We start from the raw sequence: 12,501 nt of genomic DNA, 5'->3' as shown, positions 1-12,501 counted from the left end.
CGGTGGCAGGGACGAACGACGGCCAGGTGGCGGTGGTGACCGGCGCCGCCCGCGGGCTCGGCGCGCTGCTCGCCCGCCGGCTGGCCGACCGCGGCATGCGGGTCGCGCTGCTCGGCCTGGAGCCCGCCGAACTCGCCGCGGCGGCCGCCGCCTGCGGCCCCTCCGCCCGGCACTGGGAGGTCGACGTCACCGACGACGCGGCCCTCGCCCGCGCCGCGGCCGACATCAAGGCCCGCTACGGACGCGTCGACATCGTGATCGCGAACGCGGGCATCGCCACCGGCGGCCCGGTCGAGTACTCCGACCCGCGCACGTTCAACCGCGTCATCGAGGTCAACCTGCTCGGCAGCGTCGCCACCGCCCGCGCGTTCCTGCCCGCGCTCCGCGAGAGCAAGGGCTACTTCTTCCAGGTCGCGTCGCTCGCCGCACTGTGCTCGGCGCCGATGATGGCCGCCTACAGCGCCAGCAAGTCGGGCGTCGAGGCGTTCGCGCACAGCCTGCGCGCCGAGGTCGCCCACCACGGCGTCGACGTCGGCGTCGGCTACCTGAGCTGGACGGACACCGACATGGTCCGCGGCGCCGACCAGGACGCCGCGCTCGCCGACATGCGAGCGAAGCTCCCGTTCCCGACCAACCGCACCTACCCGATCGAACCGACGGTCGACCGGCTGGTGGCCGGCATCGTCCGCCGCCGCGCCCACGTGTACGGCCAGCGCTGGCTCCCGTTCCTGCAGGCCGTCCGCGGCTTCGTCCCCGCGACCGTGACCCGGCACGCGCGCCGGCACCTCGCCGACGCGGAGACCCGCTGGCTCGCCGCCGGCGCGGACACCCGCCTCGTCGGCGCGGGCGGTGCCGCCAACGAGACCGGGGACGACCGGTGAAGCCCGACCTGCAGCGGTTCCTGACCGACCGCGTCGACGAGATCACCGCCGAGGTGGCCCGCGAGGTCGCCGGCCGCGTCCCCGCCTACACGCACCTGCGCCCCGCCGAGATCTCCAACCTCGTCAGGGAGGCCATCGCCGCCTACTCGGGCGCGTGCGAGGCGCGCGCCGTGCTGCCGGTGTTCCGCGCGCTCGGCGCCAGCGAGGCGTGCGCCGGGCACGACGCCCGCCACTTCGAGTCCGCGCTGCGCACCGCCGCCCGCGTCCTCGTCCGCCGGACGGCCGGCGCCGCGGCCCGGCTCTACCCGCCGACGGCGGAGTTCATCACGATCATGGAGACCGCCTTCACCGCCGAGAGCGAGATCGTCGGCGCCGCGGTCGACGGCCACCGCCGCGCGACCCGCCCCGCCGTCGCCCGCCGCATCCACCCCCTGCTCAGCAACAACTGAGGCGGGGTCCGGCGACGGCGCGGAACCGGCTAGCGCTTCTGGACGGCCCGCTCGTTGGGGACGCAGTGCGTCATCTGCAGCCCGCTGACGTCCCGGGGGCCGTTCTTGCCGAGGTTCGCGAGCCGCCGCCGGTCCTCGTCGGTGAGGTCCTGACCGGGCAGCGGGTCGAGGTGCTCGACGTCGTCCGGGCCGATTCCGAGGCCCTCGCCGACGCGCAGCCCGAGGTCGTCCTCAACGAGCAGGAAATGCCACACCATGCGCTCCTGGACGGGACGCGCGCACTGCGAGATGAGCTCGACGAAATTGTGCACGAGGTCGTCGCGCTCCCAGTCCTCCATGAGGCGGTAGCGCTGCCCGGCCTGCTTGTAGTCATTGGCGCGGGCGATGCGCTTGCGGGTCAGCCGGCCGTGGATCTCCGGGCCCTGCTCGTCGTGCGTCGGGTATTCGGCCTCGCGCAGCCCGCCCGTGATGGACGGCTCGTAGTTCACGTGCGGGTTCGAGCCACCGGCGTCCACGTGATAGGCCATCTGACCGTCGCGCTGGTTCGTCCGGACATTGGCGCCCTTGGCCCGGTTGACCGGCAGTTGCAGATAGTTCGGGCCCACCCGGTGGCGCTGGGTGTCGCTGTAGGAGAACGTCCGCCCGACGAGCATCTTGTCGTCGGAGAAGTCGAGGCCGTCGACCAGGACGCCGGTGCCGAACGAGATCTGCTCGTTCTCGGCGAAGTTGTCGTCGACGTTCCGGTCCAGGACGATCCGCCCGATCGGCTTCGCGGGGAACTCGTTCTCGGGCCACACCTTGGTGTCGTCGAGCGGGTCGAAGTCGAGTTCGGGATGCTCGTGGTCGTCCATCATCTGGACGAGCAGCTCCCATTCCGGGAAGTCGCCGCGGTCGATGGCGTCGCGCAGATCCCTCGTCGCGTGCCCGAGGTCGCCGGACTGCACGTTCGCCGCGTCCTCCGCGGTCATGCTCCGCACGCCCTGCTTCGGCATCCAATGGTATTTGACGAGCTTCGTCTCCCCCGACCCGTTCACCCACTTGTAGGTGTTCACGCCGAACCCCTGCTGGTGCCGGTAGTCGGCCGGGATTCCGCGCGGGCTGAACAGGTTGACGAGCATGTGCATCGACTCGGGGGTCTGCGACATGAAGTCGAAGATCCGGGCCGGCTCCTGCCGGAACGTCACCGGGTCGGGCTTGAGGGAATGGATGACGTCGGGGAACTTGATGGCGTCCCTGATGAAGAACACCGCCAGGTTGTTGCCGACGAGATCCCAGTTGCCGTCCTCGGTGTAGAACTTGACGGCGAATCCGCGCGGGTCGCGGGCCGTCTCCGCGGAGTCGCGCCCGCCGATGACCGTGGAGAACCGGAGCGCGATGGGCGTGCGCTTCCCTTCCCCCTGGAACAGACTGGCCCGGGTGTAGTTCGCGATGGGCTCGCCGCCCCATGTGCCGTACGACTCGAAGAAACCGTACGAGGTCGTGCCCCGCGCGTGGACGACCCTCTCCGGAATGCGCTCCCGGTCGAAGTGGCTGATCTTCTCCAGGAACTGGTAGTTCTCCAGCGTGGCCGGGCCCCGGGCGCCGACCGTCCGCTGGTTCTGGTTGTCGTAGACCTGGTGGCCCTGCCGGTTGGTCAGCACCGGACGATCGTCCCCCGGCTCCGGTCCCCTGCTCGAAACGTCCGTCACGACGCCTGCCCCTCTCCTCTGGTTCGAGGGCGCCCTACCCGAAAAGGGACAGGCCATGGGTCCGAAACAGGCAAACCCTCCCGTCCGCAACCCCCGGGGCACGGCCGACGTCCCCACTCGGCGCACCTCGCGCAGGTGGGAGTTTGCCTTGACCGGAGGGTGTGGCGAGGATGTGGCCGGTGATCCCCATTTACACCACCGACACGGTGCCCATCGACGGGTCCCCGCCGGTGACGCACGCGTGGCCCGTCTGGACGGTGGCGGCGGACATCGGGCAAGGGCTCGAAACGCTCGCCGTGGCGGCGGGCACGCGCGGGGCGCACGCCATCATCGGTGTGCGGGTGACGGCGTACTCGAGCACCCCGATGCTGGAGCGCTGCGCGCTGATGGGGACCGCCGTCGTGCTGGCACACGAACCGGCGCCGCCGCAGTGAGACCGGACGTTCGCCGACCCGTCATTCGGCGGGTCCGGCGCCGAGCGCGGCGGCCAGTTCGTCCAGGTAGCGGGAGACCGGGCCGAGGGTGAGCAGGCCGCTGCCCGCGCCGGCCAGCTCGCCCGCCGCCGGGGCGAGCGCGCCGTGCGCGCGCCGCATCGCCGCGCGGTCGTCCACGGCCAGGGCCGCGGTGGCGATCAGGCACCACAGCGCCTCGGACAGCAGGTCGTGCGGCGGGTCCGGGACGTCCCGCAGCGCGGCGGCGGCCTCGTCCGGACGGCCGCGCGCGAGCAGGACCAGGGGACGGGCCCACGGCTCGTACAACCCCCAGCCGACCGGGCCGGTCTGCGCCGGGCGCCGGTGCAGGACGCGGAGGCCGAGCAGCGCGAGCGGCAGCAGCCCGTCCGAAAGGCCCGGCATGCCGGAGCCCTCCATGCGCTCGGCCGCGTCCCGGTAGGCGGCCTCCGCCTCCGCCATGCCCGCCCCGGACGCCGCGAGCCGCAGCGCCCGGTACCACCCGGTGAAGACACCCACCAGCGGACGTTCGTGACGCTTCCCCAGCCGGTCGGCGGCGGCCGCCTCCGCGTCGGCCCCGGCGAAGTCGGCGAGCGCGCCGCGCGCCTGCACCCGGATCAGGCGCCCGAGCACCTCGTAGGACGCCAGGTCGTGCCGGACGGACAACTCGACCAGCTCGGCGCCGATCCCGTCCCGCCGGGAGGCGAGCCCGGCGCGCTCGAACGCCTGCATGAACAGGCCGTTCAGCGCGAAGGCGAGCAGCGCCGGATCGTCCAGCCCGCGGGCGATCTCCTCCGCCTCCCGGGCCGCCTCGCATGGGCGCGCCGTGCCGGCGCCGCGCGACTCCAGGGCGATCGTGGCCAGCAGCCGCGCCCGCGCGGACGCGTGCCCGGCCGGGAGCGCCGCGAGCGTGCGCTCGGCCGCCGCCACGACCTGGGCGGCCTGCCGCGGGTCGTCCGACCGGGTCCAGATCGCCGGGACGTCGTACGCGCCGATCACCCGCGCGGTGAGTTCCGGGTCGCCCAGCTCCTCGGCCGCGCCGATCGCCGGCACGCGCTGCTCGCGGGCCGCCTCCAGGCCCCCGCCGCCGGTCACGGCGAGGTTGCGCAGGATGCCGACCGTCGACTCCAGCCGAGCCCTCGCCCCCGTCGCGACGGTGCGGTCGTACGTCTCGGCGGCCCGAGCCCACAACCGCGACGTCGCGTCCAGGTGGTCGGCCTGGCGGAGGATGTCCTCCTCTAGGCGGCGCAGTTCCGGCCCTGGGTCGACCCCCAGTTGCTCTACGAGGAGGCCGCGTGCACGGCGAAGCACCTCAAGCGCGTCCCCTTGGCGGCCCGTGCGGTAGAGGGCGAGCGCGAGCAGGCGCCACGCGTCCTCGCGCCACGGATGCTCGGCGACGTGCGCGTCCAGGTCCGGTACGGCGTCGGCCGCGAGGCCCAGCTCCAGGCGCGCCTCGGCCCGCCGCTCGATCGCGCGCAACCGCAGCTCCGCCAGCCGGGACCGCTCCGCGCGGGCCCACGGCTCGTCGGCGAACTCGGCGTAGGCGGGGCCGCGCCACCGGCCGAGCGCCGCGTCCAGGTCGTCGAGCAGCGCCGCGGGGGGACGCGCCGCGGTGGCGGCCCGCTCGAAAAGCCAGGCGTCGACGCCGTCCGGTCCGGGCCGCAGCGCGTACCCCGGCCCCTCGGTGACCAGCAGCCGGGACGGCGTCCTGGGCGGGCGATCAGGCTCCAGGGCGCGCCGCAGCGCTGCCACGAAGGTGCGTACGGCCCCGACGCCGTCCGAAGGGGGATCCATCCACAGGTCGTCCACGAGCAGCGGCACCGGGACGACCCGTCCGCGCGCGATGATCAGCCGGGCCAGCACGGCGCGGTGCCGCGGTCCCTTCAGGGCGATCGGGTTCCCGGAGCCGTCCCAGGCCGTCACCGGCCCCAGAACCCCGAACAGGACGTCCACCCCACCCACGGTATAGCGCGCTCATCGGATGCTCATCCACGCCGGGCAGCCTGAGGAGCATGCCGACCATCAACGGATTCGAATACAAGCGCGTACCCGTGGCCGAGGGTGTTTCCCTCAGCGCGGCCGTCGGCGGCTCGGGCCCGCCGATCGTCCTTCTGCACGGCTTCCCGCAGACGCACCTGATGTGGCGGCACGTCGCCGAAGACCTCGCCGCCGACCACACCGTCATCTGCCCAGACCTCCGTGGATACGGGGCCAGCGACAAGCCGGACGGCGACTATTCCAAGCGCACCATGGCCGCGGACGTAGTCGCCCTGGCGCGCGCGCTCGGCCACGCAAGGTTCGCCCTGGCCGGGCATGACCGCGGAGCCCTTGTCGCCTTCCGCGCCGGCCTCGACCACCCGGACATCATCACCCACCTGGCCTGCCTCGACGTGCTGCCCACCTTGGACATGTGGGACGTCATGCACGGCACCACCGCCGCCGTCGGCTTCCACCTGTACCTGATGGCCCAGCCGCCCGGCCTGCCCGAGCAGCTGATCGGGGGCGCGCCGGACGCGTTCTTCGGCCACTTCCTCGACCTGTGGACGAACGACCCGTCCGCGATTCCGCCCGACGTCCGCGCCGCCTACCTGGCGGCGTGCCGCGACGCGATCCCGTCGATCGTCGACGACTACCGCGCGTCCGCCGGCATCGACGTCGAGCACGACACGGCCGACCGGGACGCCGGAAACCGGCTGCGCATGCCCGTCACCGTCCTGCAGCAGGACTGGGGCGCCGCCCTCGGCTACGACGCGGTCGCCCTCTGGCGCGCCTGGGCGGATGACCTGGACCACGGCACCGTGACCTGCGGCCACTTCATGGCGGAGGAGGCGCCCGCGGAGATCGCCAAGTCCCTCCGCGCCCTCCTGACCCGCTAGGACGTGGCGGTGCGGGCGGCGCGCGGTGCGGCGACGCTGCGACCTACCAGGGCGGTCCGCCCTGCGTCGCCGCCCACACCCACACGTAGATGATGAAGGCGGTCGCCACCAGCCCGAGCAGCAGTTCCCAGTTGAGCGGCGTGCTCTGCCTCCGCTTGCGTGCCCTGCTCATCGTCCGCCCCCGTTCGTCCGGTAACTACGTCATGTAGCCGGACGAACCGCCCATAACCTCAGCGAACGAGAAACAGGCCGCTTGATGGAGTACGCCTTACTTGAAGTACATCTCGAAGCCGTTCGCCATGGAGTCGGCCATACGCTGCCGGAACGACGCGCTGGACAACTTGGCCGCGTCCCCCGGATTCGCCATGTTGCCGCACTCGATGAACGCGGCCGGCACCGTGGACAGGTTCAGCCCGCCCAGATCGTCGCGCTGGTCGAGGCCGTCCTTCCCGATGTAGGTGGCGAAGGGCATGCCCGTCCCCGCGTGGTAGGCGTCGCGGATGTCCACGCCCAGGCGGCGTGACTCGTCCACGATGTCCTTGTTCTTGCCGACCGGCTTCGGCACGATGACGTGGAACCCGTGCCCGGACGCCGCGGCGCCGTCCGCGTGGATCGAGAGCGTCGCGTCCGCGCGCGCGGCGTTGGCCAGCGCCGCCCGCTCGTTGATGCAGGGCCCGACGCCGGTGTCGTTCTCGCGCGTCAGCTTCACCGTGGCGCCCTCGGCCCTCAGCACCTCCGCGAGCCGGTTCGCCACGTCCCAGGTGAAGGCATGCTCGCTGTAACCGCCGGGCGTGCTGGTCCCGGTCGTGTTGCACGGCTTGTGACCGTTCCCGACGAAGACGTGCTTGTTGATCTCCTCCGGATGGGACGCGTTGCCGCCGTTGTGACCGGGATCGAGCACGATCACCTTCCCCTTCACCGCGGACGCGCTCCCGGTGCCGGGCGCGCCGGTGGTCGGCGCCGGGCTGCCGCCGTTCCCGCCCTGGTCCGACGAGCCGCCGCCGCACGCGGTCAGCAGGCCGAGGCACAACACCGCCCCGGCCGCCGCACTCCCCGAGAACCTCCGCACAAGCCCGCCTCCCTCGAAGACCGCCCCATACCTCACCCAGTGTGCACCCAGAGTCACGGGACCAAACGCCCGGGCGACGCCCCACGCACGACGGGTGGGACGCCCCAGAGGACGTCCCACCCGATGCGTTTGGCGGGTCCGGCCGCCGTCCGCGTCAGCTCTTCGTGAACTGGGCGATGGCGCCGAGCGTCACCGCGTCCGTCAGGTAGCCGAGGTGGGTCTGGCAGGCCACGTAGTGGTTGTTCGCGCCGTCCAGGCGGGTGCTGGTGTAGGGGATGATGATGCCGTCGCAGGGCGAGTACCAGGTGGCGTACCGGGTGCTGCCCGGCGTCTCGTCGCCCGCCGAGATCTGCTGGATGAAGGACGAGCCGGGGAGCATCTGGCGGCACGTCTCGAAGATGGTGCAGGCGCTGGCGAACGTCGTCCCGTGGTTGGCGCCCGCGATCGACGCCAGGTGCGCGACATTCCCGTTGCCGTTCAGGACCTTCAGGTAGTACTGGCTGACCAGCCCGCCCATGGAGTGGTTGACGATGTCGACCTGGGACGCGCCGGTCCGCGACTTCACCTGGCTCACGTACGAGGCGAGACCGGCGGCGTTCTGCTTGTTGTCGCCGTAGGAGTTGTACTCGTACGCGAACAGCTGGTCGCTGCTGTAACCGGCGGCGCGGAACACCGACATGGCCGTGACCCAGTTGGACGCGCTGCCCGTGTACCCGTGCACGAACACCACGGGCCGCGGTCCGGCGGCGTTCGCCGGCGCCAGTCCGAGCCCGAACGTCGCGAGCGCCGCGCACAGCGCCACGAGCGATCCGAGGATCCGTTTCATGAGGCCTCCAGGGGTGGGGGAACCAACGCCCTGAACTGTGACCCCTCGGATCGCCGTCCGCATCGGCGAAATCACCGGCCTCGCGGCCGGCGGGTCAGGTGGGCCAGACGAAGCCCTTGGCGCCGCCGTCCGTGACGCGGCCCGTCCCCGAGCCGTACTGGACGACCTGGAAACGCACTCGGTGACCCTTGCGCACCGTGTCCGCGGCGACGTTGTAGTGGAGGAACGTCGATCCATTGCTGGCGACGTACTCGGCGATCGGGCCGTTCTCCACGTTCCCGCCGGACTCGGCGCTCTCGATCACGCGCGCCTGCAACTCCGTGCCGGGCGGCAGCCCCTCGACACGGACGTTCACGGTCAGCGCGTAGCGGGCGGAACCTATGATCAGCGACGGACCGCCCCTGTCCCAGTGGTGATGCGCCGAGTCGGAGTACTCCTTGCCCCAGTTGACCGTGACCCACTGGCCGGAGGGGAGGTCTTGGCCCTCGGTCATCCCGACCGACACATAATCCGGCATATCGTCCTCCTCGATCTCGGCGGGCATACCGGCCCGCACCCACGCGTACAGCTGGTCGCCCGGACAACTCGTGGCGTACACGTCCCGATGCCCGAGCTTCGCCAGGTTCCGGCCCGCGCGCCGGCCGGCCTCGTCGTACAGCGCCCGGATGGACCGCGTGGCCGCGGTGGTCGCGTCGCCGTCCCGTCCGATCATGCAGACGCCGATCCCGGACGAGTTGTGGCCGGGCGCGTGCGCGCCGACCGTCAGCCATCCGCGTCCCTCGTAGATCCGGCCCTGGACGTCGACCAGGAAGTTGTAGCCGATATCGGACCAGCCGTTACCGTCCATGTGGAAGTCCTGAATGGACCGTACGGACTGGGTGGTGGGGCCCTCGGAGTAGTGGACGACGAACTCCGTGCGGTCTCCCCAGGTGACCGTCGAGCGGGATCGCGGCGCGCGGGCGCCCCACTGCTCCCGGCTGATGATGTCCACGGCCGCCCTCCAAACGGATCGCAACGTGACCGGAAAGCCTAGGCGCAACGCCGGTGCCCTTCACCGCGAATCGGCGAAAGAGCGTCCCGGCCCACATCAAGAGCGGGCTTTACCCAGCTTGACCTTCATCAACCAAGAGGCTGGAAACAGCACTCTGGACGGCGGTTGATGCACGACCTCCGTCCGCACCGCTCCTCGGAGCTTCCCTCGTGACCCACCCCCTGTTCCTCGTTGCGGCCGTCGCCCTTCTCGCCGGCTGGCTGCCGCTGCTCGCCGTCGCCGTCCGGGCGAGGACGCTCGACGGCGTGGCCGCGCTCCAGACGGCCGGAACGCAGACGACGCTGGTACTCGCCTGCCTGGCCACGGGACTGCGGCAGTCGTCCTTCGGGTCCGTCGCCCTGATCACCGCGGTCTGCGTCGTCGTCAGCGGACTGATCTTCGCCCGCTTCCTGGACCGGCTGCCGTGAGCCCCGCCCAGCTCGCCGCGCAGGTGCTGCTCTGGGCCGGGGTCGCCGCCCAGCTCGCCTGCTGCGCCGGCGTCTGGTGGATGCGCGACGTCTTCGACCGGCTGCACTACACGGCCGGCGCCGCCACGGTCGGACCGGCGCTCATCGGCACGTCCGTAGTGCTGACCGGCGGCGCCGGAGCGGTGTCCGGCACGGTCGAGGTGGTCGCGGCGACGGCGGTGCTGCTCCTGCTCGGCCCCGTGGTGACCCACGCCCTCGGACGAGCGGCACGCCGCGCCCTCCACGGCGACATCGGGGAGGGCGACATCGGGGAGAAGGCGGACCCATGACCGCGACGCTGACGACCGTCCTGCAGGCGGTCGCGCTCACGCTGGCCGGCGTCCTGGCCGTCGCGACCGTGCTGGCGCGCGACCCCCTCCGCCAGGTCGTCGTCTACGGCCTGTTCGGACTGTCGCTCGTCATGGCCTTCGCGACGATGATGGCCCCGGACGTGGCGATCGCCGAGGTCGCGGTGTCGTCGATCGGCGTCCCGATGGTGCTGCTGCCCGTCATCTACCTCACCCGCGGGAGTGGGAAGGGATGAGCGAACGGCGGCGGCGGGCGCTGGTCCTGCCTCCCTTGGCGGCGATCCTCGGCGTCCTCATGTGGGGATATACGGACCTTCCCGACTTCGGCGACCGGATCGGCGAGTACGGCCGCCTCCTCAACGAGAACGCCCAGGGACAGCGACACATCACCAACTTCGTGACCGTCGTGATGTTCGGCTACCGGGGCCTGGACACGATGGTCGAGGAGTTCATCCTCTTCACGGCGGTGATGGGCCTGGTGCTCCTGCTCCGCTCCAGCCGGACCGCCCTCGGACGGCCGCGACGCGACACCGTGACCAGCGACGCCGTCCGCACCGTCGGCGGCGCGCTCGCGCCGGTGCTGCTGCTGTTCGGCCTCTGGGTGATCACCTTCGGGTACATCACGCCCGGCGGAGGCTTCCAGGGCGGAGTGATCGCGTCCGGCGGCGCGCTGATGCTGTGGGCGGCCGGCGGCCACCGCCATTTCCGGCGCCTCGCACCGTCCACCCTGCTGGACGCCACCGAGGGCCTGGGCGCAGCCGCCTACGTCGCGGTGGGCTTCCTGGGCCTGACCGCGGGCGCCGCCTTCCTGGCGAACACCCTGCCCCTCGGATCCGCCGGAACCCTCGCCTCCAGCGGCACCATCGCCCCCCTGAACTGGGCCTCCGGCATCGAGGTCACCGCCGCGTTCGTCCTGATCTACCAGGAGTTCATCGAGGAGTACGCGCAGACGTGACCCACTACCCGTACGCGGTGGCCGGCGTGCTGTTCGTCGCTGGCCTGTACGGGGTCGCGACCAGCCGCAGCTACGTCCACCTCGGCGTCTGCCTGAACATCATGCAGTCGTCCACCTACCTGCTGCTGCTCGCCGTCGGCTACCGCCGCGACGCGTCCCCGCCGGTCACGCAGGGCCAGCCGGCCGGCACCCCGCTGACCGACCCGGTCGTCCAGGCCCTCACCCTCACCGACATCGTGGTCAGCGTCGTCGTCCTGGCTCTGGTCCTGTCGCTGGCCCTCCAGGCCCACCGCCACGCCAAGACGGTGGACCCGGAACAGATGCGGCCCACCCGCGGATGAACCAGCTCGTCCCCCTGGTCGTCGCGCTGCCCCTGGTCTGCGCGGCCCTGCTCGCCGCCGTGGGCCGGCACGTCCCCCGCCTGGTCCCGGACGCGGTCGCCATCGCCTGCGCCGCCGCGGTGACCGCCATGACGCTGACCCTGACCGTCCGAGCGGGCGACGGAACCATCGTCTACTGGTTCGGCGACTGGCACCCGGTACAGAACGGATTCGCTTAGGGAATCGGTTTCGTGGTCGACCCCTTGGCCGCCGCCGAGGCGACCCTGGCCGCGGTCACCGTCCTGGCCGCCCTCGTATTCTCCTGAGGCCACTTCGAGCACGTCCGCCACCTCTTCTACTCGCTCATGCTGGCCTTTCTCGCGGGCATGGTCGGCTTCGTCCTCTCCGGCGACCTGTTCAACATCTTCGTGTTCCTGGAACTGATGAGCGTCGCCGCCTACGCCCTGAGCGGCTACCACGTGACGCGTCCGGAAGTCCTCCAGGGCGCCCTCGACTTCGCGGTACTGAACACCATCGGAACACTGACGCCGCTGATGGGCATAGCCGTCCTCTACGGCCACACGGGCAACCTGAACCTGGTGGGCATGGGCACCGCCCTGGCCCGAGACCACCCGTCCGGCCTTCTCGTCCTGGCACTCACGCTGATCACCGTGGGCTTCCTGGTGAAAGCCGGAACGGCCCCCTTCCATTTCTGGCTCGCCAACGCCTACGGCGTGGCGACCGCCCCCTCGGCCGCCATCTTCACGGCGGTCATGAGCGACCTGGCCTTCGACGTCTACTCCCGCGTCCACGCCACCGTCTTCGCCCCCACAACGGGCACGGACGACGCCGTACGCAACGCCCTCCTGGCCCTGGCACTGCTCAGCGCGCTCCTCGGCGCGGTCATGTGCTTTCTGGAAGCCGACCTCAAACGCCAACTGGCCTTCATGACCGTGAGCAACGGCGGCATAGTCCTCGCCGGAATGGCGACCCTGACGGACACCGGCCTGGCCGGCTCCATCATGTACATCATCACCGCCGGGCTCCTACACGGCGCACTGACCCTTTTTCATCCTCGGGCGGGCTGGTTGATCACAGCATGATCGCGAGTTGATGGATTCCCTTTGGACGCAGAGAAGCCCCTGGTAGACGGGTTGATCACCACAACCCACACCGTCTCACC

At 71.5% G+C, this 12,501-nt stretch carries 17 protein-coding genes; 11 read left to right on the top strand and 6 right to left on the bottom strand.

What is annotated here, in order from left to right; translation table 11 throughout:
• Nucleotides 1–2 precede the first annotated feature (2 nt).
• Nucleotides 3–881 carry an SDR family oxidoreductase gene (locus SM611_RS14525; protein ID WP_371950062.1) on the top strand — a complete coding sequence of 293 codons (879 nt, stop codon included), beginning with the start codon at nucleotides 3–5 and terminating at the stop codon, nucleotides 879–881.
• Nucleotides 878–1,330 carry a PucR-like N-terminal domain-containing protein gene (locus tag SM611_RS14520; protein WP_371950061.1) on the top strand — a complete coding sequence of 151 codons (453 nt, stop codon included), beginning with the start codon at nucleotides 878–880 and terminating at the stop codon, nucleotides 1,328–1,330. The genes SM611_RS14525 and SM611_RS14520 overlap by 4 nt, the downstream gene beginning before the upstream one ends.
• A gap of 29 nt (nucleotides 1,331–1,359) precedes the next feature.
• Here SM611_RS14520 and SM611_RS14515 read toward each other — a convergent pair whose 3' ends face one another.
• Nucleotides 1,360–3,018: a catalase gene (locus SM611_RS14515; RefSeq protein WP_371950060.1), complete on the bottom strand. Its 1,659-nt coding sequence runs from the start codon at nucleotides 3,016–3,018 to the stop codon at nucleotides 1,360–1,362.
• Between the two features lie 179 nt (nucleotides 3,019–3,197).
• Between SM611_RS14515 and SM611_RS14510 the strand changes: the two genes are divergently transcribed.
• Nucleotides 3,198–3,452 (top strand): hypothetical protein, encoded by a 255-nt coding sequence (locus SM611_RS14510; RefSeq protein WP_371950059.1) that lies wholly within the window; start codon nucleotides 3,198–3,200, stop codon nucleotides 3,450–3,452.
• 21 nt (nucleotides 3,453–3,473) lie between these two features.
• On the opposite strand, the gene SM611_RS14505 is transcribed toward SM611_RS14510, so the two are convergent.
• Nucleotides 3,474–5,420: an AfsR/SARP family transcriptional regulator gene (locus tag SM611_RS14505; protein ID WP_371950058.1), complete on the bottom strand. Its 1,947-nt coding sequence runs from the start codon at nucleotides 5,418–5,420 to the stop codon at nucleotides 3,474–3,476.
• Between the two features lie 59 nt (nucleotides 5,421–5,479).
• On the opposite strand from SM611_RS14505, the gene SM611_RS14500 reads away from it, so the two are divergent.
• Nucleotides 5,480–6,343 carry an alpha/beta fold hydrolase gene (locus SM611_RS14500; RefSeq protein ID WP_371950057.1) on the top strand — a complete coding sequence of 288 codons (864 nt, stop codon included), beginning with the start codon at nucleotides 5,480–5,482 and terminating at the stop codon, nucleotides 6,341–6,343.
• Between the two features lie 43 nt (nucleotides 6,344–6,386).
• Here the strand turns inward: SM611_RS14500 and SM611_RS14495 are convergent, their stop codons facing one another.
• From SM611_RS14495 to SM611_RS14480, 4 genes are all read right to left on the bottom strand, one after another.
• Nucleotides 6,387–6,515, bottom strand: a complete 129-nt coding sequence (locus SM611_RS14495; protein ID WP_371950056.1) for a hypothetical protein — start codon at nucleotides 6,513–6,515, stop codon at nucleotides 6,387–6,389.
• A 96-nt stretch (nucleotides 6,516–6,611) separates the two neighbouring features.
• Nucleotides 6,612–7,412, bottom strand: a complete 801-nt coding sequence (locus tag SM611_RS14490; RefSeq protein ID WP_371950055.1) for an N-acetylmuramoyl-L-alanine amidase — start codon at nucleotides 7,410–7,412, stop codon at nucleotides 6,612–6,614.
• A 154-nt stretch (nucleotides 7,413–7,566) separates the two neighbouring features.
• Complete coding sequence (locus tag SM611_RS14485; protein ID WP_371950054.1) at nucleotides 7,567–8,238, bottom strand: esterase/lipase family protein; 672 nt, start codon at nucleotides 8,236–8,238, stop codon at nucleotides 7,567–7,569.
• 94 nt (nucleotides 8,239–8,332) lie between these two features.
• A complete protein-coding gene (locus SM611_RS14480) occupies nucleotides 8,333–9,229 on the bottom strand; it encodes an N-acetylmuramoyl-L-alanine amidase (protein ID WP_371950053.1) in 897 nt (298 codons plus the stop codon).
• Between the two features lie 209 nt (nucleotides 9,230–9,438).
• Here SM611_RS14480 and SM611_RS14475 point away from each other — a divergent pair, with 209 nt between their 5' ends.
• From SM611_RS14475 to SM611_RS14445, 7 genes are all read left to right on the top strand, one after another.
• Nucleotides 9,439–9,696, top strand: coding sequence for a monovalent cation/H+ antiporter complex subunit F (locus tag SM611_RS14475; protein ID WP_371950052.1), 258 nt, complete (start codon nucleotides 9,439–9,441; stop codon nucleotides 9,694–9,696).
• Complete coding sequence (locus SM611_RS14470) at nucleotides 9,693–10,025, top strand: monovalent cation/H(+) antiporter subunit G (protein WP_371950051.1); 333 nt, start codon at nucleotides 9,693–9,695, stop codon at nucleotides 10,023–10,025. Before SM611_RS14475 ends, SM611_RS14470 begins: the two co-directional genes overlap by 4 nt.
• A complete protein-coding gene (locus tag SM611_RS14465) occupies nucleotides 10,022–10,279 on the top strand; it encodes a Na(+)/H(+) antiporter subunit B (protein ID WP_371950050.1) in 258 nt (85 codons plus the stop codon). Before SM611_RS14470 ends, SM611_RS14465 begins: the two co-directional genes overlap by 4 nt.
• The gene (locus SM611_RS14460) at nucleotides 10,276–10,998 is read left to right on the top strand and encodes an MnhB domain-containing protein (RefSeq protein ID WP_371950049.1); all 723 of its coding nucleotides are present in this window, start codon (nucleotides 10,276–10,278) and stop codon (nucleotides 10,996–10,998) included. The genes SM611_RS14465 and SM611_RS14460 overlap by 4 nt, the downstream gene beginning before the upstream one ends.
• A complete protein-coding gene (locus SM611_RS14455) occupies nucleotides 10,995–11,339 on the top strand; it encodes a sodium:proton antiporter (protein ID WP_371950048.1) in 345 nt (114 codons plus the stop codon). The genes SM611_RS14460 and SM611_RS14455 overlap by 4 nt, the downstream gene beginning before the upstream one ends.
• On the top strand, nucleotides 11,336–11,557 hold the full coding sequence (locus SM611_RS14450; protein ID WP_371950047.1) for a hypothetical protein: 222 nt from the start codon (nucleotides 11,336–11,338) through the stop codon (nucleotides 11,555–11,557). Before SM611_RS14455 ends, SM611_RS14450 begins: the two co-directional genes overlap by 4 nt.
• Nucleotides 11,558–11,683: 126 nt before the next feature.
• On the top strand, nucleotides 11,684–12,421 hold the full coding sequence (locus SM611_RS14445) for a proton-conducting transporter transmembrane domain-containing protein (RefSeq protein ID WP_371950046.1): 738 nt from the start codon (nucleotides 11,684–11,686) through the stop codon (nucleotides 12,419–12,421).
• Nucleotides 12,422–12,501: the final 80 nt, after the last annotated feature.

The sequence above is a fragment of the Actinomadura monticuli genome (assembly GCF_041463655.1).
Taxonomy (GTDB): domain Bacteria; phylum Actinomycetota; class Actinomycetes; order Streptosporangiales; family Streptosporangiaceae; genus Spirillospora; species Spirillospora monticuli.
This window is presented reverse-complemented; position numbering and strand designations above follow the sequence as displayed.